This window comes from Rhodococcus sp. 14-2483-1-2 (assembly GCF_002259405.1).
Taxonomy (GTDB): domain Bacteria; phylum Actinomycetota; class Actinomycetes; order Mycobacteriales; family Mycobacteriaceae; genus Rhodococcoides.
Genome location: NZ_NPFW01000003.1, coordinates 116999 through 140999, shown reverse-complemented (window position 1 = coordinate 140999; position 24001 = coordinate 116999). Strand labels below are relative to the sequence as shown.

Annotated in this window: 19 protein-coding genes, 1 tRNA gene and 1 pseudogene; 14 read left to right on the top strand and 7 right to left on the bottom strand. The window is 62.8% G+C overall.

Annotation, left to right across the window (positions count from 1 at the left end; all coding sequences use genetic code 11):
• Nucleotides 1-31 precede the first annotated feature (31 nt).
• Nucleotides 32-1483, top strand: coding sequence for a short-chain fatty acid transporter (locus CH295_RS02525; RefSeq protein ID WP_094739699.1), 1452 nt, complete (start codon nt 32-34; stop codon nt 1481-1483).
• A gap of 44 nt (nt 1484-1527) precedes the next feature.
• Nucleotides 1528-1601, top strand: a tRNA-Leu gene (locus CH295_RS02520).
• 43 nt (nt 1602-1644) lie between these two features.
• On the opposite strand, the gene CH295_RS02515 is transcribed toward CH295_RS02520, so the two are convergent.
• The 3 genes from CH295_RS02515 to CH295_RS28475 all read right to left on the bottom strand — a co-directional run bounded on the left by CH295_RS02515 (nt 1645) and on the right by CH295_RS28475 (nt 2378).
• Entirely contained in the window at nt 1645-1914 is a 270-nt protein-coding gene (locus tag CH295_RS02515) for a tyrosine-type recombinase/integrase (protein ID WP_094739698.1), read from the bottom strand.
• A 211-nt stretch (nt 1915-2125) separates the two neighbouring features.
• Nucleotides 2126-2230 (bottom strand): hypothetical protein, encoded by a 105-nt coding sequence (locus CH295_RS28480; RefSeq protein WP_353955436.1) that lies wholly within the window; start codon nt 2228-2230, stop codon nt 2126-2128.
• A gap of 28 nt (nt 2231-2258) precedes the next feature.
• Nucleotides 2259-2378, bottom strand: coding sequence for a cyclic-phosphate processing receiver domain-containing protein (locus CH295_RS28475; RefSeq protein ID WP_353955435.1), 120 nt, complete (start codon nt 2376-2378; stop codon nt 2259-2261).
• 585 nt (nt 2379-2963) lie between these two features.
• On the opposite strand from CH295_RS28475, the gene CH295_RS28190 reads away from it, so the two are divergent.
• From CH295_RS28190 to CH295_RS02475, 7 genes are all read left to right on the top strand, one after another.
• Nucleotides 2964-3233, top strand: a complete 270-nt coding sequence (locus CH295_RS28190) for a DNA cytosine methyltransferase (RefSeq protein ID WP_252341875.1) — start codon at nt 2964-2966, stop codon at nt 3231-3233.
• Nucleotides 3234-3531: 298 nt separating this feature from the next.
• Nucleotides 3532-4632 carry a hypothetical protein gene (locus tag CH295_RS27440; protein ID WP_141216938.1) on the top strand — a complete coding sequence of 367 codons (1101 nt, stop codon included), beginning with the start codon at nt 3532-3534 and terminating at the stop codon, nt 4630-4632.
• 85 nt (nt 4633-4717) lie between these two features.
• Nucleotides 4718-5557 (top strand): hypothetical protein, encoded by an 840-nt coding sequence (locus CH295_RS02495; protein WP_094739696.1) that lies wholly within the window; start codon nt 4718-4720, stop codon nt 5555-5557.
• Between the two features lie 83 nt (nt 5558-5640).
• On the top strand, nt 5641-6453 hold the full coding sequence (locus CH295_RS02490) for a phosphotransferase (RefSeq protein ID WP_170945717.1): 813 nt from the start codon (nt 5641-5643) through the stop codon (nt 6451-6453).
• A 561-nt stretch (nt 6454-7014) separates the two neighbouring features.
• On the top strand, nt 7015-7197 hold the full coding sequence (locus CH295_RS27435; protein WP_141216937.1) for a WXG100 family type VII secretion target: 183 nt from the start codon (nt 7015-7017) through the stop codon (nt 7195-7197).
• 725 nt (nt 7198-7922) lie between these two features.
• Nucleotides 7923-8324 carry a hypothetical protein gene (locus CH295_RS02480; protein ID WP_141216936.1) on the top strand — a complete coding sequence of 134 codons (402 nt, stop codon included), beginning with the start codon at nt 7923-7925 and terminating at the stop codon, nt 8322-8324.
• Nucleotides 8299-8772 carry a hypothetical protein gene (locus CH295_RS02475; RefSeq protein ID WP_141216935.1) on the top strand — a complete coding sequence of 158 codons (474 nt, stop codon included), beginning with the start codon at nt 8299-8301 and terminating at the stop codon, nt 8770-8772. Before CH295_RS02480 ends, CH295_RS02475 begins: the two co-directional genes overlap by 26 nt.
• A 408-nt stretch (nt 8773-9180) precedes the next feature.
• On the opposite strand, the gene CH295_RS02465 is transcribed toward CH295_RS02475, so the two are convergent.
• The 3 genes and pseudogenes from CH295_RS02465 to CH295_RS28185 form a co-directional block, all read right to left on the bottom strand.
• Complete coding sequence (locus tag CH295_RS02465) at nt 9181-11163, bottom strand: hypothetical protein (protein WP_094739690.1); 1983 nt, start codon at nt 11161-11163, stop codon at nt 9181-9183.
• A 422-nt stretch (nt 11164-11585) separates the two neighbouring features.
• Entirely contained in the window at nt 11586-12767 is a 1182-nt protein-coding gene (locus CH295_RS02460; RefSeq protein ID WP_094739689.1) for a lipase family protein, read from the bottom strand.
• 238 nt (nt 12768-13005) lie between these two features.
• Nucleotides 13006-13285: pseudogene (locus tag CH295_RS28185) on the bottom strand (DDE-type integrase/transposase/recombinase); the annotation flags it as partial.
• A gap of 317 nt (nt 13286-13602) precedes the next feature.
• Between CH295_RS28185 and CH295_RS02455 the strand changes: the two are divergent.
• Both CH295_RS02455 and CH295_RS02450 read left to right on the top strand, forming a co-directional pair.
• The gene (locus CH295_RS02455) at nt 13603-14889 is read left to right on the top strand and encodes an LssY C-terminal domain-containing protein (RefSeq protein WP_094739688.1); all 1287 of its coding nucleotides are present in this window, start codon (nt 13603-13605) and stop codon (nt 14887-14889) included.
• A complete protein-coding gene (locus CH295_RS02450; RefSeq protein WP_094739687.1) occupies nt 14886-15524 on the top strand; it encodes a DUF998 domain-containing protein in 639 nt (212 codons plus the stop codon). The genes CH295_RS02455 and CH295_RS02450 overlap by 4 nt, the downstream gene beginning before the upstream one ends.
• A gap of 4 nt (nt 15525-15528) precedes the next feature.
• On the opposite strand, the gene CH295_RS02445 is transcribed toward CH295_RS02450, so the two are convergent.
• Nucleotides 15529-16365 carry a hypothetical protein gene (locus CH295_RS02445; protein ID WP_094739686.1) on the bottom strand — a complete coding sequence of 279 codons (837 nt, stop codon included), beginning with the start codon at nt 16363-16365 and terminating at the stop codon, nt 15529-15531.
• 311 nt (nt 16366-16676) lie between these two features.
• Between CH295_RS02445 and lysX the strand changes: the two genes are divergently transcribed.
• From lysX to CH295_RS02430, 3 genes are read left to right on the top strand one after another with little or no spacing between them, the layout of a single operon-like run.
• Nucleotides 16677-20018: a bifunctional lysylphosphatidylglycerol synthetase/lysine--tRNA ligase LysX gene (gene lysX / locus CH295_RS02440; protein ID WP_170945716.1), complete on the top strand. Its 3342-nt coding sequence runs from the start codon at nt 16677-16679 to the stop codon at nt 20016-20018.
• 3 nt (nt 20019-20021) lie between these two features.
• Nucleotides 20022-21458 (top strand): basic amino acid/polyamine antiporter, encoded by a 1437-nt coding sequence (locus CH295_RS02435; protein ID WP_094633301.1) that lies wholly within the window; start codon nt 20022-20024, stop codon nt 21456-21458.
• A gap of 50 nt (nt 21459-21508) precedes the next feature.
• Entirely contained in the window at nt 21509-23941 is a 2433-nt protein-coding gene (locus CH295_RS02430) for a phosphoketolase family protein (RefSeq protein WP_094739684.1), read from the top strand.
• The last annotated feature ends 60 nt before the right edge of the window (nt 23942-24001 follow it).

Genomic DNA, 24001 nt, shown 5'->3' with positions numbered 1-24001 from the left:
GTCACGGCTCCCTTCGAGGTGAGGACCACCGATGACGTCACCCGCCGAGCAGGCACCGCCCGACCAGGTGCCGGCCGAGAAAGGTTTGGCGCGCGTCGCGCAAGCGCTCGCCAGGGGAACCGAGAAGTGGTTTCCCGACGCCTACATCTTCGCGCTTGTCGGTGTGGTGGTCGTCGCTGTCGCTGCCTTGGCCAACGGGTCGTCTCCGCAGAATGTGGTCGACGCGTTCGGAAACGGCTTCTGGGACCTGACCGCCTTCACGCTGCAGATGGCGATGGTCGTTCTCACCGGCTACGTCGTGGCCACATCTCCACCGGTCGCCAGATTGATCACCCGATTGGCGCAGGTGCCCAAGAGTTCCAGTAGCGCAGTCAGTTTCGTGGCGCTGCTGTCCTGCTCGGTGTCCTTCCTGAACTGGGGACTGAGCCTGGTGTTCGCCGGTCTACTGGCCCGAGCCATCGCGCGACGTGACGATCTGCGGACGGACTACCGAGCACTCGGGGCGGCAGCATTCATGGGACTCGGAGCCGTGTGGGCACTCGGAATGTCGTCCTCGGCTGCTCAGCTGCAGGCGACGGCCAGTTCACTTCCGGCGACGCTGCTTTCGGTGACGGGTGTACTCGACTTCGGAACCACCATCTTCACGTGGCAGTCGTTGCTGATGTGCGTGATCATCATCGTCCTCACCGTGGCCATCGCGCACTTCTCGGCACCCAAGGGCGCGGCGATCAAAACGGCCCAGGACATGAACGTCAACCTGGACGACACCGTGACCGAGCCTGCTCCGCGCAGTCGACCAGGGGAGTGGCTCGAGTACAGCCGAATTCTTCCCCTCTTCGTGGGCGCGATGACGCTGGGATGGCTTGTCTCCCAGCTGCTGACGCTGCCGGTGCTGTCGGTGGTCAGCAGCCTCAACGGGTACTTGTTGGTGTTCCTGATGCTCGGGCTCGTGCTGCACGGCACCCCGCGGCGCTTCCTCGATTCCGTGAGCAAAGCGGTGCCCGCTACTGCCGGGATCCTGGTGCAGTTTCCGCTCTACGCCGCGATGGCGGCCATGCTCACCGAAGCGGAGGGCCGGGGAGGCATCACGATCTCCGAGCATCTGGCGACCTTCTTCACCGAGATCGGATCCGGTGGAGGCTTCGCGGTGGTCATCGCGATCTACACCGTCGTACTCGGACTCTTCGTTCCCTCGGGCGGTGGCAAGTGGCTCGTCGAAGCGCCGTACGTGATGCAGTCGGCGACCGACGTGCAGATGAACCTCGGCTGGACCGTCCAGATCTACAACGTGGCCGAGGCCCTGCCGAACCTCATCAACCCGTTCTTCATGCTCCCGTTGCTGGCGGTGCTGGGCCTGAGAGCACGGGATCTGATCGGATTCACGTTCCTGCAGTTCATCTTTCACTTTCCAGTAGTCCTGCTGCTCGTGTGGCTTCTCGGTATGACCTTCGAGTTCGTCCCGCCGGTCATCCCGGCGCAGTAGCAGCCCGATATGATCGTCACCGCCGGAGCGAACCTCCGGCGGTGGCCCCTATAGCCCAATTGGCAGAGGCAGCGGACTTAAAATCCGCACAGTGTCGGTTCGAGTCCGACTAGGGGCACTGTTCAGGTCCAGGTCAGCGGCGTGGAATTCTTCGCTTGGATCTATCGCATCAGAAACGGCCCGCAGATAGTCCGCAGTGGGTCTGACGAACCTGACGCGGCTCTATCGAGCGCGGCGGCAATGCTGTCGAGTTCATCCGCGTAGAGGTGCCCGTAGAGATCGAACGTCAATGTCGCGGACTTGTGTCCGAGCATCCGCCGGACGACCTTGACATTCGCAACGGACTGGATCGCGAGCAACGCCGCCGTACGTCGGAGTTCATGAGGCATCAAGTCGGGGATGCCGATCGACTTAGCGAGTGCCCAGATCATTCGCCGGGGTGGAGATACCCAGCTAGTGCCTTGGACCACTTCTCGCCGTCCTTCACCTTCAATTTTGGCGCGTACGCGGGCTGCTGCATTTCAATCCAATCAGTCGGGCCGTGGTGCGCTCGAAACGACATGCTGCGGTCTGGAAGCGCTCACTGCATGTCTTGGATTTGGAACGAAAAGTTATGCGTCACGTCGAGGTCGCCAGGCTTGTTCATCCATTCCGGTAACGCTCGACCATCCCTGTCAGCCATTCCACGCCGACTGGATTCGCGGAGTGGACTCGGATCTCGGTCGGCCAGACGCCGTCCTCGCACATCCAGAGGACTACCGGGCGGGTCGTGTCGTCACCGCCGAGGTCGATCGAGCGACAGGACAGACACGCTCCTGGTTCTCAGCCCCTCGATCGCATCATCACTTGTCTTCGCCCAGCTCCAGCCGGCAGGAGGGACGTGGAGGTCGTCCATCCAGAGTTCCACTGTTCCAGTATCCCGCGAAAATGGAGCCACTACGATTCGATTTTGTCAGGGCTCGATACTCCCGGCTTGTGCTGGTTTAGAAATCCCTTCGATTTCGCTCACCAGCTGCCCGTAGGATCGAACGCGTACCTGAGACTCCATCCGTTTCAACATCAGACGGGGAGGCGAGCGGTCCACTCCCTCCCACCCTCTTCGTAGCAGCAATCTTCAGCGCTGCAGCTCGGAGTTCGGGAGGACCGACGTGGTAGACGCAGTCGACCGACCCTGATCGGCAAGCGTTCGGAATCAGCGGAGATTTGAGGACGATTCGAGGTGCGGTGGCCGCCGACTCCAGCTCACGGGCCGGAATCTCCGGGAGCGGTCCCGTATCGAACGGTGAGGGACACGATCGACAAACTACCCGTGATCCACGAATCAACCGAGCCTGGAGCGTTACCGCGCCATCTTTGAGGGTGGGAACCGGTTCAATCTCGCGAGGGACAGGCCTAATCTTCTTCCTGCATGCTCCGCGACAAGCCGACGGGGACCTTAGACGTGATGCGGCGGCTCTGGTAGGACAAACCCTCGGTCACGGTGCGGACCGAGTTCTTCAAGCTGGAGAAGGGGCGTTGCATTCACCCAGTCTCGGATCGATTGATCACGCATCGCGAGGCGGCGGGACTTCAGTCATTCCCGGATTCGTTCGAGTTTGAGAGAACGAAAATTCAGGTTGCCCGTCAGGTCGGCAACGCTGCCCCGCGGAAGCTTGCGACAGCGCTGGCTCTCCTCCAGGCGGGCATCTTGAACCGAAAGTCCTCGACGCGGCGGAAGGCGCCCTTGCCGGACTCTGGGCTCATCGAATGACTCAGGGACTGAGGTGCCGGTCGGGTCTCGACGCGTAGAGCCTGATGGTTGGGCTTGGCTCAGCCCCGCGGGGATCACAGTGGCGAAAGCGCGTCTTTTTCCTTATAGTCGAGGTCCACACCCGGCGATCACACGCCGTACTCGGAGTCGAGAAAGTCCCTGTGCGACTGATTCGACGCTGACGACAAGGTTCTCCGAACCGTGAAGCGTAACCAGGATCTATGATCCGATGTACCCCGGTTTACGATCACTCATCTCAGAGTGGGCACAGTGACATTCTGATGAGATGGAGTAGGTCGTGCCGAAGAATAGGGCTCTGAAAGCCGAGGTTCGAGCGTTTCAGCTCGCCAACGGTCTATCCTCATACACAACTGCTCTGAGAGAGTTCCAGAGACTTGACCTGGTCCTCGCCCACCCTTTCCAGTCTCCGATGGTTCCGTACGGCGGCTACTTAGACGGAAGAGGATACGAGTTTCCTCTCTTTGTCCGGAACCCTTCCAGCCCGTACATGTTAATCACGGGCGACAACACAGGCAGACGAACCATCGCGGTAACCCAAATGTGGAGAACTCTCCAAGAGCACCGCGACGGAGCCAGAGCAATTCATATCGGGGAGGGAAGACCTGGCCCGATCCATCGTCTGGCAGATCAGTCGATATACATGACCAAGTCCTGGTGTGAGGCAAACTCAGGCACGCTCGATCCTGTCCTTATGGCGTCGAAGGGAAGCCCTACGATGTCACCGGGGGAAACGGTCAGTTTTCTCCTGGATCTGATCCAGCTTTTCTACACTGGGCATCGCTTCATCCCGAACTACATTCGGCCTACTGTGATTGAGGCTGTCGAAGAGGCATTTCGAGGAGAGCTTTGCACGGTGGGAACGATTTTGACAGGGCCTGTCATGGGGCAGGAGAATCGTCCGGTACTGGGAGAGTCCGACTACGAGAGGCTACTCGGGATCCGAGAGGTCACCCCTGCGCTTCAGCTTCTGATCGGTACACGAGTAGCCAGTCTCATTCCCACACTGCCTGAGAGTCTTTCTCGGAGAATCTCTTACGGCTCATACATCAACGTAGACCTGTTCAAGCAGGGCGCATACTCATACAGAGACGAGCAGTACAACGCTCTCGTGGTGAGATCCGTTGTGGTCTCTGCGATCGAGATGTGCCGGATCTCTTCGGAAGTGAACCTGATCGCGCTGGACAAGATCTATGACTCTAGCCGAGATATCAATCATGTTGTTGCGGAGTCGTTCGACTCTGCGTTCCAGCGCACCGCAAGGAAGAACAGCGATGTGATCATCGCGATTACAACAGAGAACAACTCCTTTCAAGGGAAGCGGACGTTGAGCATTAGCAGGGAACTAAGTCTTAACAGAATGCAATATCGGGAGTTCTAGCCTCACTCCGAGCGTCGTGAGGGGGACCCCATCGGGATGCTCTCCGATCTCAGCTCTGCCGAAGAGTTCATACCTAGGAGGAAAGATGAACCCGTACGAAAATACACAGGATACTTTGCTCGCGATTGCGGACGATCCCTGGTTTGGAACTGCGTTGGAGAAGTACTCACTCTCACAGCTGAGGAGTGCCGGACTCTGCGCTACTCCCAGCTTGGAGGTGGTGAAGTCGCGGGACTTCCCGAGTGAATACCCGGACACTTTGATCGGGTTCAACCGGGATGATGAGATCTATCGCAGGATGAAGATGGTGTCCGAGTGCGGCGACGCCGCGATCCTCGTGGGGACGGGCTCTTACGCTCCGATGCATGGTCAGCATGTCGAGCTGATGGCGACTGCGGACAGAGCAGTGAAAGAACTCGGCTACACCCCTGTAGCTGCTGTGTTCTCCCTGCAGTCGGAGGCTCATGTGCGATCGAAGGTGCTGCCGAAGAATCCGAAGGCGCTTGTCGACACCTCAGTCAGGAGAGACTCCGCGAGAAAGATCCTCCCGGAAATGCTTAACGAGGATACTCCTGTGTTTCTCGATGTCTGGGATGCGTCTTATTCGGGAGGGCCGAGGTCCTTCTCCCAGTCGCTAATCCGGATCAGCCGGACCCTCCACGACATCGCGATCCGGGACTACACGTTGTTCTACGTTTTCGGTGCAGACAATGCTGTCTCGATGCGAGCCTTCTCGGTGTCCGGTTACGCGGTCTGTGTGCTCCGCCCGGGTGTCGAGGAGAGTGACGACTCCGGTGCGTCTCGCTATGCATCCGAACCTCAGATGAGGGAAGCAATCCGCCAGAAGCGCGTTCTGATCGTGAACCGGGAATCCTCCGAGGACATCTCATCCACGATGATCCGAGCGCAGGAGAGAGATCTCTGATGATGAACCCAGTACATCTTAACCTGCCAAAGGACTGCAGGCGCATCAACACGCAACCAACTCACCAAGTATACTCCTCCCAGATGTTGTCGGCGGTTTACCGTGTTGCGGAATCGAATGACTCCAATTACTCGATGTCCGTGCGTGGGGGTCACTATAAAGCTTCACTTCTGGCGGACCTCGGCTTGAACGTTCTGGCTCCGCTACATAGAGAGATAGAAACCGTTGGAGGATTTGATATTTCAAGCTTCCCTCTCGCTAGACCCGTCGAGCAGTTAATTCTCGTCGACAGCGATTGGATCGAACTCGGCCGAGAGCTATCCGGCTGGGGCCGGTATCGTCCGAAGGATCTTGAAGTTCTAGATATTCCACGCTACGCGACCGAACGAACGTTGTGGGCGATAGGGTCTAGGGATCAATCACTCGTCGAAGCAGGGCAACTCTGTCAAGACCTGATCAAAAGAGCAGAGAGATCTTACCCATACTCCGAGCTGATGGAAGATGCTGGCATCGTGCACGGCGATCCCCATATCGGCAACATGGTAAAGCTCAAGCCGCTCGGCCGAATCCTCTTCATCGACACGGACTACGTCAAGGTCGGGCCGCGTCTTTTCGATCTCGCTGTCTCGCACCTGTATCAACGTCGTTTTAATCCGTCATATCCTGTCGGCCTTATCAAATCGGGATATCCAGCCGCAGACATCGACGAGTTTGCGCTGGCGGCAGCAGCCTGTTGGAAGGAAGTCTCCTCGTTCACTCAGTTGCTGACCTTGTGGTGCAGGCCCGGAGTTCGCGACGAATTCTTTCGCCGCGGTCGATTAGGCTGGGAGGACCAGTGGACGATGGTGACAGGGACCCCGGTCGATCATCCTAGCTTCCACGGATCAAGTGTCTGAGGCGGAGCTCTACCAGGTGCGACCGCGAGCAACCTAGTTTTGCTCGCCCTCAAGAATCGCGGGTCGTGTACCAGTCGATCGCCGGCAGTCGAGGTGCCCAACGTTTGGTTACGTTTGTGTCGCTGTGCACGACTGATGTCTGACTAAGGGGTCTATGCCGGGGGAAATGCTTGTCGACAGCGCTGCTGTTCGCGCTTCGGTGGCTGAGCTGGATGAGATCAACAAGTCGCTCCACACCGGACTGAGAGTGGTCTGCGACGAGGTGTCGGAGCTGCTCGGGTCCGGTTGGTAGGGATCGTCAGCGACGTTCTTTACATCGCACTTCGAGGAGTTCAGCCGCCACGCGGCGGAGGTCGTCGAGGACGCGGAAGCGATCGCGAAGCTGGTCCCGGATGCGATCCTCGGCTACGACCGTACCGATACGGAGTCCGCGTCGACGCTCTCGTCGCTCAACCTGTGAGCGTGTGCGGAGTCGACGTCGAGATGCTCGCCGACGCGGAGCGGAGGCTGTCTGACTTCGCTGACCACTGTGCAGAACAGCTCCGCCGGGTGGGGGAGATCGTGACGTCGAACCACCTCCGCCGGACCGGTGAGGGTGCGTCGGCGTACGAGTCCCGCCACTCCGACTGGGTGAGGTCTGCAGGGGCGATGCGTGAGCATCTCGTCGCGATCCAGCAGCGAGTAGGGAGGGCGCGGGACGCGTATCGCGCTGCGCTGGAGTCGAACTCGAAGATATTCGGCTAGGCGATGGGCCGATTGGGGGATCGATGCCAGCTGTGACCAATGACCCGGACTGGTTCTTCCGCGTCGCCGCCGCGGCGGACAATGCGAGCTCGTTGTCCGCGACGCGATCACGTCGGCGTCGATCGCGCTGGACTTGAGTGTGTCGATGGCGGGAAACGACCAGGTCGGGGCAGGGTGGGGGAAGGCATACGACGGCGCGATCGGCGATCACATCCGTCAGGTCTGCCAGCTCGCGGATTGCGTTCGGAGCGATCGCGTCTCGTGCGTACCTCGACGGGCTCAATCACCTGAACGCGGAGTACGTCGCAGGCGGCAAGCAGGGGCCAGCTCCCGCTCCTCCTGCGCGGCCCCGGCCATCGGAGCAGCGAATCCCTACGCTGCGCCGCCCTCCGTGGTGGGTGAGAAAGGGCCGGGCCTGAACTCCGACATCCCAGGGCTGGTCGCAGCGGTGGGCGTGTCCGTCCCGCACGCGGACCCGACCAGGCTGACTGTCGCGGGGGGGTGGCGCTCGACGCGCTACAGGTTCTGATCAAGGACAGGCGGACGACGTCCTGACTGCGACAGGCTCTCCACCGGCTGGGTCCGGGCCGGACGCGTTCGCGCTCCACCAAGAGATCCTGGACAATCTGATCACGCCAGCCGGCCATCTTCAGGAAGAGGGATCCACTCTCGCTTCCGCCGCGACCTCGTTGGGGTCTGCAGTGGTGAACCGGCGGAACGAGATCGTGTCTGCGATCGACGAACTCGGCATCTCGATGGTTGTCACACTGACTGTCGGCGTCGCAGCGACGCTCGTCACGGCGGACGGGTCGGATCTGGTCGCAGCGGGGGTCACTGCTGAGCGGATCGCGTCGACAGGCAGACGGATCTACAACGTGATCCGCGCGCTGGAATCGGATGTCGTCGTCACGACCTCGGCGATGACCGAGATCAGAGCTGCAGGCGGGGTTGCTGCGCGGCTGGCAGAGACGATCGAGAAGCCGCTCGCGACGTTCGAGATCGACGAGGACGGCACGATCAAGACGTCTCAGTCTTCCCGAAGTGGAAGCAGGACGCGTGGGAGAGGTACCTCGCCAACGGCGGCGACCTCTCGACGGAGGAGTGGAGCAAGAAGTACGACCGGCTGATAGAGAACGTCGGGAACGGCTCCAAGTCGGTGAGTTGCTCGGGTTCCACGAGGAGAACGGCTTCGTCGCGCAGTATCGGGATCCTTCTATCGTCGATGACCACGTCTGGGACTACGCGAACACCGACCCGGATGTGAGGCTGCTCGTCGAGAATAAGTCCGGGAGGATGGAGTACGCGCAGCTGGACAAGGACGAAGAAGCGCTCCGTGAGGGCTGGAATGTCCAGTACAACCTCCGTGACCCGATCTCTCCGGCTCAGATCGCGCGGCTCGACGCGCTGCGGCGAAGTACCCTGGTCAATTCACGTATCAGCATCTCGGCGGAGGGGGATGACAGCGGCAGGTTCGAAGTCTGGCCCGAGCAGAGAGACACCGGAGTATCGAGACGCACAGTCCGATCCGCGGTTCGCCTCCTGGTTGAAGATGCAGGATGCGGCGATCTAGCTTGAGTTCATCGTCTCCGACGTCCCGGAGCTGAAACCGCATCTCTACACCCGCGAATGGATTGTCCTCGCAGAAAGCGCTGCGCTGGAACGGTTCTCGGGATGGAGGGAAGCGTTCACTGGAGACAACCTCACGCTCGCGATGAGGTTCGTCTACTTCATCGGAGAGACATTCCGCCGCGCCACGGAGGGGCGCTGGGTGGCGGTCCCTCAGAGTCCACCGAAGAGGGGTGCGCTCCAGACGATCGACGTCGAGTACAAGTCCGGCTTCTCCCACTCCGCTCGCACGCGGTCGATCAGCGAGGTGCTAGCTCGCGTACTTCGACTATATCCGTTTGAAAACACGAAGTCCATTGCCGTGCAACAATATTCAGAATATGCGCAGACCGTGAAGCCGTTCCTCGATGTCGTAGATCAGATGGAGTAGTAGTCCAGCGTCTGTACTGCGGATCTAACTCCAACGTATGTTGGCTCGACGTCCGCGCCATCGGCTGGGATGGAAGGGAGTCGAGGCGCCGGGCCCCAGACCTTCCATTGGGCGCGCAGCCGAAAGTATGCGGGGTGGCGCTCTATCAGCTTGTCCCTCTGCGGTTTTGAATAGCCGATCCAACTCCGAAGCTGTGAGAGCGAACCGTCGATGTCGGTCATCCGGGCGTCGGGTTGCTTGAGCTGATCTTGTGCTGCGGTGACTGCCATGCTCACGACCTCTAGCCGGGTCGCGAGCAGCTTCCGTACTCCTTCGTCCCACAGTGCCGGTGTCTCGTTGATCGCGCCGAGTGCGTCGTCCACAGCAATCCAGGCGGCGGACCGTGTAGCGAGCTTCACGTCCTCCAAACGGGAGCGGGCGTCCAGATTCATCGGGAGAAAAGTCGCGGTGGGGATCTGGTCGAACTCCTCCAGGGCCCGTTTCCAGACAGGGGCGGCCAAGTCGACTGTTCGTGCCGAGAGGGCGATGGCCGGTGTCAGGTTGTCTCCGACAAAGACCGCGAACGACTCTGCGCGCCTGAGAAGTCGGCGCGCAACGATCAGTGCCTGGAAACATGGGTTGATCTTTATGTCGACGAGTTGCTCAACCCGGAGTATGACGTCGGGTGTGTTCAGTCGTGCGTCGAGCAGCCTCAGACCGTTTGTACCGAAGTGTCCGCGCACACGACGCCAGTCCTCTGTCCGCCCAGTTTCATCTGCGACGGGTAGCCCAGACGACGCATGCAGTCGTTCCGCACTCCGAATTGCTGTGTGTGCGGCCGTGCAACCGTCGACGAAGGATCGGAGCAGTGTGAAAGCAGCCACGACACGGTGAGGTGCGATGCGCTCACCCTCTGCGACAAGTTCGTCGGTGAAGCCGTCCCATGTGAGAGTCTCGTGTCCTTCGCTGTTGCGGAGCGTCGGGATGATCGCAAACCTGGCCAGCTCCGCGAGTGTGCCGCCGCTGGCCATGAGACGCTCCTGCAATTCGGTCACCATGGGCGGCTCCGTCCACGCTTTCAACCCGAACACGAATACTGCCCACGCGAATCGTCGAAACGGCCCCTCAAGGATCCGCTTGTATGCGTCCGCGAGAGCGAGAGCGCGGACCTCAGGATCATTGGCCGCGAGCGCCCGAGCCAGAGCTTGACTCGCAAGGTTGCGAGCTCGGGTCATCGCCGGTTCGTGGCCCTCCAAGTGCTCCCGAGCGGCCGCTGCGACGTCAGTCTCTGCTTGGAAGCAACTTTTCACGAACGTGTCCAGTGAAATGTAGGCGTGAACAGGGTCGTCAGAGTCCAGGATCAGGCCGATGGTGTTCAGTGCTGCAAGGTGGTCGAACATCATCGGTAATCCGAGAGATTGAAGGTGCGGCGCGATCACGCTGAGCAACGATGTGCCTCGGTACGCATAGTGTGAGAGAACCCAGTCAGGACGGAAGTCGCCACTGTCGTCAGTCAGAGGTTCTGAGACGCAAAAAGCCGCCTGCAGTAAGCCTTCCGCGTGATTCGCCGAGTCAGGGAAGGCCCACTCGGCAGCGACTCCGTCCAGTGTCGGGTCTGGGCAGAGGCCGGGGTGGTCGAGACCTGAAGTCACTGCCGTCGCGGCTACGCGTGCCACTGCCTCAAGTGAATCCAAAAGAGTCTCGGCCCGCCCGGAAGAGAACGGCTCGAAGGGTTGGAGCGCGAGTAATAGCGAAACTATCCGGTCCTTCTTCGTGCAGAACTCGTCAACCCAGCGTCTGATTTCGTTGAAACCGTTCAGGGGCGGAGCCATGGTAATGAGGTCGCGAACTGCTGACTCAAGCGCTCCGGCGTACTCGTCCCACCCTCGTCTTTCAATCGGGAGTGTGCTGCTGTTCCGGAAAGGACTCGGTCGTCTCGCCGCAATCAGCGGTCCCGCCAGCCGTAGCCTCGCGGACTTGGGCAGTCCCATGGAAGCGGACCTTATCTCAGCAGACAGTTCGTTGTTCAAAAGTGGTGACTTCTGCAGAAATTTTCCTGACCACTGAGAACGGGTGCGGATCTGAGCCCTGCCATCGAATAAGTGGTATCTGTCAGTAGACAGAATCGTTCATTCGGACCAACCAACTGCTGGTGCCTGACACCCACGTCGCTCACCACTCCACTTGCGACCAAGTTCGCAGTGAGTCCGCAGTAGGTTAGTTCAGCGCCAGTCCCGGCAAACGCATCCAACGCTAATACTGTTGTGCTGCAGAGCTTTGTCAACGTAGCCGTCACTCGTCGTCACTAGCCAACTCGTCGTCTGACAGACTTAAAATGCGCACAGTGTCGGTTCGAGTCCGGCTGGGGGGCACAGAAAAGAACCAGGTCACAGCGCTACTTCGCTTCGGCGAGTTAACCCGAACCGTTGGCCGCGAATTGCCCTGCAGTCCAACGCAACACGAAGGGCAGTCCAGTCATCGCGCCGATGAAGTGGTCGCCCGCCACGGGCTCGTAGTGCACGTCGGCACCCTTGCTGCGCCACTGCTCGATCAGGGCAGTCACGCCGGCCTCGGGGATGAAGCGATCGCCGATCCACTTGCTCGCTGAACCATGGAAGAGCGCGACCGGCACCGTCGGCGCGTCGGCGCCCGGACGGTTCGCGGCGATCACCCGCCGCGCGATGTCGGAGTCGAACGGGTCGGGCTCGGACGCCAAATCCTCGATTCGCATGCGTGCCAACCCGCCCAAAGCCAGGGGGAGGACGGACATGTCCTTCACCCACGACGCCAACAGCAGCGCCTTCGGGCCGAACAACTCCACCATCTCGGGGTGCTCACGCGCGAGACCCATGCTCGCCGCGCCCAGCAGGCCGGCCGCGACGGTGCCGTTCATGGTGTCCAACAGCATCGAGAAGTCGGTGGGCGTTCCGCCGGCGACGGCACCCACCAACCTCACGTCCGGCGCGTACCTCGGCTGCAGTTGCGCCGTCCACGTGGTGGCGATCGCGCCGCCGCTGTAGCCGTAGGCCACCACTGGGCTGTCGGCGAGCTCCGGGGCGACGACCGTCATCCCGCGTAGCGAGTCCAGGACGGCATGCCCGGCCATCGTGCCTTCGGAGTACGACATCCGCGGGCCCTGGTGATCGGCGACGAGGACGGCGTATCCGCGAGCGAGCCAGAGCGGCATCACCGGCGGGAGGTCGGCGCCGACACCGTGCACGAGCCGGTACGACGGCGTGCTCTTGGCTCCGAGGGAATCGATGGCCACGTTGTGGGCGACGACGGGCCGCGGTTCGCGCCCGGTCCACGGCCGCTTCGGAATCAGCAGCGAGGCGGTGACACCGGCGGGGAGACCCCGCGCGTCGGTCGATCGCACCATGAACTGATGCAGGGCGGTTCGCGGCCGGGGCACCAGACCGCGGGTCGTGCGCTGCCGGATCACCGCACCGGGTGCAAGGTCTTCGATGCCGGGAGGGGTGAGAAAGAAGGCGTCGTTGTCGATCGGGGTCGGAAGGATCGAGGCATGAGGATCGTCCGGAGGCTCCAGAGGCAGTCGTCGAGCCAATACGCGATCGAGCACACCGAACAGAGTCATGATCCCCCGACATTCTTCCCGAGCTGTACCCATCCCCGCGGTCACCGTACACCGCGAGGCGATCGGTGAACGCAAAAAGGAGACGTTCCCGCGGGTCACCCCCGCGTCGCTTGGCTACCCTGTCGCGCAGGTTCTGTGACTGCGACCCGTCGACGACGTGGCGCACCCCGTACACAGATCGGGTTGTCGCACAGGTGCAATGCCGTCACCTCTTCGGTGAGCGACACACCGAGCAAAGGGCGTTGTCACCACACGCCCCGACCCGGCCCATGGAACCTCGTAATCCGTTGCGCAAGAGAGCATGCACCGAATTCCCGGACCGGAATTGGCGGTCGCGATCCGAGTGAACGGTCGCCCCCCACCGAGCTCCTTTGCACCACAGCATTATCCGACGTGGACACCGCCGACGAGGCCTTCATTCGGGAGGGGATCGAGTAGCGGACGATCCTGTTGGACCACATGTCCGTGATCCTGCACAGGTACAGCTTGCCGTCGTCCGTGCGGTGTCCGGTGATGTCGGTCGGCCGCAGATCCCGCCCGCCGTCGCGAAGCGAATCGCGAGCGCCAGGCAAGCATCCCGCTTCGAGGCAAACGCGTGGGACCTGTGTGGGCGCTTCACCAGTTGGTCCGAATCGAAAGCTCACGTGACCCCGCCGGCGCATTCGTCGTCGATGCCGCCGACACCCGTACCGAAGCATGGTCACGATGGGCCGACGATTCGGCCGGCTGTTCCGTTGTGTGACAGCGCGTATGCGAACTCACGACCCCGTAGGGGTCTTGGGCCGATTCGAGTAATCGGTCATACCGCCGGTGGGACTTCGTGCAGAATCGGAATATGTCGATCGACCGATCGCAGGATCGTGAGCTCTCGCTCGTCGGTGTCGTGGATTGGGCGTTCTTCGCCTATTCGGGTGTGGCGGCAATCTGGTTGGCCTATGTCCTGCTGCGCGACGGCGTGGTCGGTGGCTGGCAACTACCGCTGCTCGTGGTCTTCTGGCTCTTCGTCACCTACCTCGTACTTCCTCGGCTGCATGGCATCCTCACCAGCGTCTACGTGCCGAACTATTTCATCGGACGCGCGCGCACCAGCGATGGGCTGCTGGGCGACCCCGTCAACCTCGGATTGCTGGGCGACGAAGCACAGATTCAAGAGGCTTTCGATGCCGCCGGGTGGACGCGCGCCGACGATCTCGGCCTCGGCACCTCGTGGCGACTGGTGCGTCGTATCGCGTCGAGGCGCAGTTACCCGCAGGCACCGGTGAGTCCTTTGTATCTCTTCGGTCGACAGCAGGATTTCGCCTATCAGCGCGAGGTGGCAGGCAGTCCTTCGAAGCGACACCACCTGCGACTGTGGCGATGCCCGCCGGGATGGTTGCTACCGGGTGGCTTCCCGGTGCACTGGCTGGGTGCCGCGACGTACGACCGACGAGTAGGACTGTCGCTCTTCACATTGCAGGTGACGCACAAGATCGAGGAGGACATCGACGTCGAACGCGACTTCGTCGTGGGTACCCTCACGGAGGCTGCGCCGGCGGTGACGGTGCGGACGCTCGAGCGCTTTGCTTCCGGCTATCACACCCGGAACGGGGGAGGCGATCGCATCCTCACCGACGGCGATCTGCCGATCCTCGATCTGAGCGCCGTCACGACATCGTCGCTCCAGCACGATGTCCCGACAGACAGCCGGGACCGCCGTCCCGCGATGATCATGCTCGGATCGAGCTTGGCACTGCTCAGGGGTGCCTGCTACCTCACACTGGCACTGCTGCTGCTCACGGCTCCGGATCTGCTTGTCCGGCTGGGAAGCCGCGACGTGGTGGATCTGACGAACACGGTCACCGTAGGGACGGTGGTGGCCGTGCTCGTCTCGTTGACGGTGATCGATGTGTTCCTCGCCCTGCGGGTCATGTCCGGCTATCAGTGGGCCCGACTCGGCCTGATGTCCGCGTGTGCCTTGACGTCGTTGGTGGGTTTTGCGTCCACTCTGGGGAACCGGGCTCCGCTCGGTATCGGTGATCTTCCGGCCATCGGCGGGAGTATCCTTGTGCTGCTTGCACTTTCGAGTCCACGTTCGCGGGAATGGTCGAATCGGCGCAGTCGAAGTGATCGGATCGACTCGTGACCGACATTCGTTCGCGAGTCCTGATCGGGATCGGTCTGGTGGCCGCGTTTCTCTACGCCAACTTCCTGATCGATTGGGTGCTGCGTGACTTTCGTGGCCTGGGTGAGGTCGTCAGCGAATTGCAGGCCCCGGGGGAGCCGTACGCAGTGTTGTTGCGCGTCACCGACGTCGTGTGTGCCGTGCTTGTGGTCGCGCTACTGCCGCCGGTGAGGTCGGCGCTGCCCTCGGGGTGGTGGCGTGAGGTCGCTGTCTGGGCGACGGTGGTCTTTGCGCTCGGAGCAATCGCAGCCGCCGTGGTGTCGGCCCCGTGCGGCCCGAGCGTCACGTGTTCGTCACCGTCCGACCAGCTGCAGTTGCAGATTCACGATGGCGCAAGCCTGCTCTCCAACGTTGCACTGTTCACCGGTGTCGCTGCGGTCTGGTTCGCGACACGTACCACCGGTTCTCGATGGTTGAAAAGGTTCGCGTGGTGGACTTTCTGGATTGTCGGAGTGGTCGCCAGTCTCGTCTTCGGGTATTTCGACAGTGCCACCGAGCCGTCATCGGCTGTGGGTGTGTCCCAGCGCATTCACATCGTCGGCATCAGCGCCTGGATCGTCTGCCTCGGGGTGGTCGCGGCGCGGGGCCGACAGTAGGCGCTCACGTCGTGGGTGCCTCTTCCTCGATTTCTCCATGACGAGCGAGGCTGACCGCTCCGGCGACAGCCATGACGAAACCGATCGCAGCAACGATTCCCCATCCCGGCCGTGGTGCATCGCCCAGCAGAGTCAAACCGACGATCGCAGGCGCGATGGTCTCGCCCACGACGACGGGGGCCGTCGCCTGCGTCACGGTGCCACGCTGCAGGGCCACCGAGTAGGTCAGGAGCGCGGTCACTCCGCCCAGCACCAACGCCCAGGTGGCGGGGCTGGCGGGGATGGCCGCGAGGTCGTCGGGCAGCATCCGCGCTGCCACTGCCGTTGCCCCGAAAGCCAGGCCGGCCACGGCACCCATAGCCGTCGCGCCCGCGGCACCGTTGAGCCGCCCTGCGGGGATGGCAAGCACCACGAGCACGACGGTGGCGATGAGGACCCCCCAGGTCTCGGCCGCCGATACGGCGACCTCGGCGTCCTCGGCCGCCGAGGACCCGACGAGTACGAGGCCGATGACGACGACCGCGATACCCACCTTGTCTCGGCGCGAGAGGGGCATTTTCAGGAAGATCGCGCCCAGGATGGCGGTGATGGCGAGGAAGCTCGCCACGATGGACTGGACGACGAACAGCGGGAGGGAACGGACGGCGACGAGACCGAGCAGGAACCCGAGGCCGTCGAGGCCCACTCCGAGCAGATACTTCCACGATCTCAGGAGCCGGACGAGCAACCGCGGATCGAGTCCCTCGACCTGGGCTGTGCCGCGTGCCGCGGCTGCCTGCAGGATCGACCCGACGCCGTAGCAAATGGCGGCGACAACAGCAGTGGTGAGACCGAGGGTCATAGGGACAGTCTGCCGCATTCGCAATCAGGTTGTCGCCGTTCGGCTCTGGCGGTTTCATTTCGGCACCGCAGCTTATCGCGGTGCAATTATCTGAGTCCGCCTACATTGTTCGGCAAAACAGGCATTGTGAATCTTTTCGCTTTCCGCATCATGACGACGTCCACATTCGGATACGCTCGATTCGGCGGTCGCCCAACGTGATCCGACGGCCGACGTGCAGGGGAACCTTGCCCGCGCGAGCATCTTCAAATGGCATGTCCGGAAAAGAATTGCCGCCCAGGGGCGGCTCGTTCGCGGGAGGTATCCCTTTCATGACTGTGGAGCAAAAAGAGGAACGCGGCGCAATCCAGCCTCAGCGGCCATCCCCCGACCGTTGGCCCGACCTGTTTGCCGCGGCTGCTTTTCTTTTCGCGACCTTCGTCCTGCTGATCACACTGGTGCCGCCGTGGTACCGCTACTTCGCGGCGGACGACGACATCGTTTCGCTTTTGCTGGTGCCTGTATACCCGGGACTCGTCTACGCCGCGCTGCTGTACGTGATGGGCGTGGCCCTTCGGCGACGACTTCGACCTGCCCTCGTTGTTCTGGTCGCGTGGTGGTTCGTCATCCCGAGCATCGGTCGGGTCTGGAACGTCGTCGACGGCGAACACGTGGTTCCGAACATCCTCGGAGTGCTCGTCAGCCTCGCATTGGTGGTGCTGGCGTGGCGAGTGCGGGCACAGTTCGTGGCGCGTCGCGTGCCGGGGAGCCTGCGCCGTGCCCTTGCGGTCTTCCTCGGCGGTGGCGTCGTGATGCTGCTGCTCGGCTCGGTATTGGTGCGTGCATTCGGCACTGCCGACGGCATCGGCAGTGCCGCAGCGTACGTCCTGTCGACGATGTTCGCCGACGTCGGGCGTGCCGGAGGTGATCTGATGTCGGGAGTCAGCGCGCCCATTTGGGTTCGCGCCATCGTGGGGTTCGTCGGGGCCGTCGTGGTCATCGGTGCCGCAGGGATTTTCTTCGGTGCACCGCGCAAGAGCACGACGCCCGAGGCGATCGACGAAGCCATCGTGCGGGGAATGCTGCGGGACCACGGTGACGAGGACTCGCTCGGCTACTTCGCGACGCGTCGCGACAAGGGGGTCGTATGGGACTCCGGTGACGCAGGGACGGCGCACGCCGGGATTTCCTACCGTGCGATCGGTTCGGTATGCCTGGCGAGCGGCAATCCGATCGGTGAACGAGAGTACTGGCCCGGGGCCATCGAGGCCTGGCGACGGTGGTCTCGCGAGCAGGGCCTGTCCCTCGCCGTGATGGGGGCCGGCCACAGCGGAGCCCAGGCCTACGCCGACGCCGGACTGACGATGCTCGATATCGGCGACGAGGCGATCGTGGACATGGCGACGTTCTCGTTGAACGCTCCGGGGATGAAGGAGGTGCGGCGGTCGGTCGATCGACTGCAGCGACGCGGGTACACCGCCACAGTGCTGCGGCACTCGGCGCTGAGCGCCGAGGACTTCGCGGCGCTCGCGGACGCGGCAGAGCACTGGCGCGGCGACGGCGGCGACGAGCGTGGGTTCTCCATGGCACTGGGCCGACTTGCGGATCCTCTCGACGGCGACTGCGTCCTGGTGCGGGCGACCGACGAGACCGGACGGCTACGAGGGTTCCTGAGCTTCGTCCCGTGGGGCAGGACCGGTCTGTCGCTGGACTTGATGCGTCGAGATCCCACGGCCGACAACGGACTCGTCGAGTTTCTCGTCGGTGCGCTCGCGGCGCAGGCCTCGCGCATCGGTGTCGGCCCTGTCTCGCTCAACTTCGCGATGTTCCGCGAAGCCTTCGAGCGTGGTGCTCAGGTCGGGGCAGGGCCGGTCGCTCGGGTCTGGCGGCAGGGCCTGCTGCTCGCGAGCAAGACATGGCAGCTCGAGTCGTTGTACCGATCGAATGCGAAGTACCTACCGGACTGGCAGCCGCGCTACATGGGCTACGAGTACGCCTCCGACCTGCCGCGGGTGGGCACGGCCGCCGGTAGCGCCGAGGGCTTCCTGACGGTTCCCTCGATCAACCTGTTGCGACGCCGAGGCCGCGGCGACGACGGTCTCGCGACCGGACACGAGGAGTACGCCGAGCAGGTCCGGACGCTGATTCCCCCGGCGCGGGACGTGGTCGCCGAGGCATTGTCGATCGACCGTCTGCCGGATCAGATGCGGGTGCGACGGCTCAAGCTCGACCGACTCCGCGAGGAGGGCGTCGACCCCTATCCGGCCACAGCACCACGAACTCACACTCTGGCGCAGGTCAGGGACGAAGCGGGCGAGCTGCCCGTCGACACCGAGACCGGCACGGTCGTCTCCGTGGTCGGACGGGTCGTCCTCAAGCGCGACATGGGAAGCGTCGCGTTCGCCACCTTGCGCGACGGCAGCGGCGACCTGCAGGTCATGGTCGACGTGCAGCACCTCGGGGCGAGCGACCTGCATTTCTGGGAGCATTCCGTGGACCTCGGCGACCAGGTAGGGGTCACGGGTGAGGTCGTGACCACCCACAAGGGAGAGCTGAGCGTGCGGGCGACGTCGGTCATGATGACCAGCAAGTCCCTGCGCCCTCTTCCCGACAAGCACAAGGGCCTCATCGATCCCGAGGCCAGGATTCGCATGCGGTATGTGGACCTGATCGTTCGGCCGGAGGCCCGAACTGTGGCCTACCAGCGTGCGACGGTGGTGCGCAGTATCCGCGACTCACTGCAGAGCCGGGGATTCACCGAGGTGGAGACACCCATTCTGCAGACCGTGCACGGTGGGGCGAACGCACGTCCCTTCGAGACGCACATCAATGCCTACGACATGGATCTCTATCTGCGTATCGCCACGGAGCTTCACCTCAAGCGGCTGCTGGTCGGAGGGATGGAGAAGGTATTCGAAGTGGGTCGGCAATTCCGCAACGAAGGAGCGGACTTCAAGCACAACCCCGAGTTCACGTCCCTCGAGGTCTACGAGACCTACGGCGACTACAACACCATGCGCATGCTGACGCAGCAGCTGATTCAGGAGGCTGCGATCGCCGTCCACGGTGAGCCGATCGCTCGGCGTGCCGACCGTGACGGCAAGATCGTCGAGTACGACCTCTCCGGCAACTGGCCGGTCAAGACGATGTGCCAGGCCGTGTCCGAGGCACTCGGTGAGGAGATCACGGCCGATACTCCGAAGGCGGAGCTGCTGCGACACGCAGAGAAGGTCGGTGCCGAGCTGGTCGAGGACCCGACGTGGGGAGCGGCGCTCGAAGGCATCTACGAGGAGCTCTGCGAGGGGCAGACGACGACGCCCGTGTTCTACACGGACTTCCCGAAGGAGAACGCTCCGCTGACCAGGCCGCATCGCAGCGATGGACGGCTCGCCGAGAAGTGGGACCTGGTGATCTTCGGTGCCGAACAGGGCACCGCCTATTCCGAGTTGGTGGACCCGGTCGACCAGCGTGAGCGTCTCGTCACCCAGTCGTTGCTGGCTGCGGCCGGCGATGCGGAGGCGATGCAGGTGGACGAGGATTTCCTGGAAGCGCTGGAGTACGGCATGCCGCCGACCGGCGGAATGGGGCTCGGCGTCGACAGGCTCGTCATGAACCTGACCGGTCTCAGCATTCGTGACACGATCCTGTTCCCCATCGTTCGCCCGCAGCACTGACCCATGACGGGTACCGCGGAACAGGCGGACCGCAAGGTCAACGTGACCACGTTGACCGCGATGGTCATCGGGTCGATGGTCGGTGGCGGGATCTTCACCCTCCCCGGCGGTTTCGGCTCCGCGACCGGGGTGGTCGGGTCTCTCATCGCGTGGGCGATTGCCGGATCCGGAATGCTTATGCTCGGACTGGTGTTCCAGTCGCTCGCCCTGAGGAAACCGGACCTCGACAGCGGGATCTACGTCTACGCCCAGGAGGGCTTCGGGAACTACGCAGGCTTCAACGCTGCGTGGGGATATTGGGCCAGCAACATCGTCGGGAACGTGTTCTTCCTGACGTTCGCCATGGCGAGCATCGGCGCTTTCCTCCCTGGTCTCGGAGCCGGAAACACGGTTCTCGCGGTGATCTGCGCGTCAGTGATCATCTGGGTCGTTCACCTGCTCATCATGCGGGGGATCCGTCAGGCGGCGATCATCAACAGGATCGTGACGGTGGCCAAGCTGCTGCCGATCGCCGTCTTCGTCGTCATCTGTGTGGTGGCCTTCGACCCCAGTGTGTTCGCCCAGAATTTCTGGGGCCGCGATACAGGCGAGAGCCTGTTCACGCAGGTCACCGACACCATGCTCCTGACCACCTTCGTCTTTCTCGGCATCGAGGGGGCGAGCGTGTATTCACGGATCGCCCAGAAGCGCGCCGATATCGGCCGGGCAACCCTGGTTGGCCTGCTCAGCACACTTGCCCTCTTCGGCTCGGTGACGACGGTGTCGTACGGGGTGCTTCCCCGAACGGACCTGGCCGACGCCGCCGCCCCGTCGATGGGCGTCGTACTCGAAGAGGTCGTCGGGCCCTGGGGCGGGACGCTGATCGACCTCGGGGTCGTGATCTCCGTGTTGGGCGCGTACCTCGCCTGGACGCTGCTCAATGCCGAGGTCATGTTCATGCCCGCGAGAACCGGGATTCTGCCGAAGAGGCTCGGCCGAGAGAACTCCGGTGGAACACCGGTTGCAGCCCTGCTTCTGACGAACATCAGCGTGCAGATCTTCCTGCTGCTCGTTCTGGTCGTCGGCGACGCGCTGGACTTCATGCTCTCGCTGGACACGGCCCTGACGTTGATTCCCTATCTGCTGGCGGCGGCCTACGCGGTGAAGCTGACTCTCACTCGCGAGACCTACGGTCCGGGCGATGACGACGAGCGACGCCGTCAACTCGTCATCGGGATCCTGGCGGTCGTGTACTCCGTCTTCCTGCTGTACGCGGCAGGCGTGGAGTACGTGCTGCTCGGCTGCCTGGTGTACGCGCCCGGAACGCTGCTCTACGTCGTGGCGCGGCGCGAGCACTCGGGTCGGGTGTTCACCGGCCCGGAACGCATCGTGTGCGGATTGCTCACGGGCGCAGCAATTCTGGCGCTCGTGCTACTCGGCACGGGCGACATCACGGTCTGACGACAGGGTGAGTGCAATGTTCGACAAACACAGAGAATCGAGGAACAACGATGGTCTCTGACAGCACAGCAGCGCTCGACGAAGCGGAGCTGGACGCTATCGATCGGTGGTGGCGAGCAGCGAATTATCTGTCCGTCGGACAGATCTACCTTCTCGACAACCCGATGCTCGAACGTGAGCTCGTTCCGGAGGACGTCAAGCCGCGTCTGCTCGGTCATTGGGGGACCAGTCCCGGGCTCAATCTTGTGTATGCACATATGAATCGGCTCATCCGCAACCGCGACGTCGATGCCATCTTCTTGGCCGGCCCCGGTCATGGCGGGCCGGCTCTGGTGGCCAACGCGTACCTGGAAGGCACGTACAGCGAGGTCTATCCACACATCGGGGCGGGTACCGAAGGCCTGCGAAAGCTCTTCCGGCAGTTCTCTTTTCCCGGCGGGATCCCCAGCCACGTGGCACCGGAGACGCCGGGCTCGATCCACGAGGGCGGTGAACTCGGGTACGTGCTCTCCCACGCCTACGGTGCGGCGATGGACAATCCCGACCTCGTTGTCGTCGCGGTGGTCGGTGACGGAGAGTTCGAGACCGGGCCGTTGGCCGCGTCGTGGCACAGCAACAAGTTCCTCGATCCGGTCCACGACGGGGCGGTGCTGCCGATCCTGCATCTGAACGGCTACAAGATCGCCAACCCGACCGTTCCGGCGCGCATTCACCGCGAGGAACTGGAGAGCCTGCTGCGGGGCTACGGCCACGAGGTGATCACCGTCGAGGGCGACGACCCGGCGCACGTGCACCAGCAGATGGCCGAGGCCATGGACAGGGCTCACGATCTGATCACGGAGAATCAGCGCGCAGCGCGGGTGGACGGCGACCTCGAACGGCGTCCCGGTCCGATGATTCTGATGGTCACCCCCAAGGGGTGGACCGGCCCGAAGGTCGTCGATGGGCTGCCGGTGGAAGGTACGTGGCGGGCCCATCAGGTCCCGCTGGCGGCGACTCGCGAGAACGACGAGCACCGCGCTCAGCTCGAGCAGTGGATGCGGTCGTATCGGGCCGAAGAGCTGTTCGGGACCGACGGGGTACTGGTCGAGTCGCTGCGCGCCCTCGCCCCGGTGGGGGAGCGCCGAATGAGCGCCAACCCGCATGCCAACGGAGGCCTGCTGACCCGTCCACTTCGGTTGCCGGATTTCCGAGACCGAGCCGTCGAGGTCAGCGAACCTGGAGGCTCGATCCACGAGCCGACACGGGTCCTGGGCGAGTACCTCATCGATGTGGTGCGAGACAACCCCACGAACTTCAGAATCTTCGGCCCGGACGAGACGGCGTCGAACCGGCTCAACCCGGTGTACGAGGTCACCGACAAGGTCTTCGCCGGAACCATCGTGGACACCGACGAGCACCTGGCCCGCTCGGGGCGTGTGGTGGAGATACTCTCCGAACACACCTGCCAAGGATGGGTCGAGGGCTACACACTGACCGGCCGGCACGGAATCTTCAGCTGCTACGAGGCGTTCATCCACCTCGTCGACTCGATGTTCAACCAGCACGCGAAGTGGCTCAAGACCACCCGCGACATCCCGTGGCGACCGCAGGTGCCCAGCTTGAACTATCTGCTCAGCTCACATGTGTGGCGTCAGGATCACAACGGATTCTCGCATCAGGATCCCGGCTTCATCGACCACGTGGTCAACAAGAGAGCGGAAGTCGTGCGCGTCTACCTGCCGCCGGATGCGAACACGTTGCTGTCCACCATGCAGCACTGTCTGGAAAGTCGGCACTACGTCAACGTCGTCGTGTCGGGTAAGCAGCCGTCGTTCGACTGGCTCACCGGGGACGAGGCCGATCTGCACTGCGCTCGCGGAGCCGGTATCTGGGAATGGGCGTCCAACGACGAGGGGCATCCGGACGTGGTGATCGCTGCCGCAGGCGATGTCCCTACCCTCGAGGCTCTGGCTGCCGTCAGCATCCTGCGGGAAGGTCTGCCGGATCTGAAGATTCGGTTCGTCAACGTGGTCGACCTGATGCGGTTGCAGGACGAGACCGAGCATCCGCACGGGATGCCACAACGCGAGTACGACAGCCTCTTCGGGGTGGATGTGCCGGTGATCTTCGCCTATCACGGCTACCCGTGGCTCATTCATCGGCTGACCTACCGCCGAGCCAACAACGCCCATCTGCACGTGCGCGGCTACAAGGAGGAGGGAACGACCACCACGCCCTTCGACATGGTGATGATGAACGACATGGACAGGTTCCATCTGGTCATCGATGTCATCGACCGCACGCCAGGACTCGGCTCGAGGGCGGCGTCGCTACGACAGGAGATGGTCGACACCCGCAGGCGGGCTCGACAGTGGACTCGCGAGCACGGTGACGACCTGCCCGTCGTGCGGGATTGGCAGTGGACGACGCGTGGGGAATCGCCCGAGAAAGGCAATTCGCCGTCGGTCACCGCTGCTGCTTCCACGAGCGCCGACTTCTGACTCGGACGTCATAGGGCCGGGACAGGAAAACCGGTACCGCCCGAAACACGTTCGGGCGGT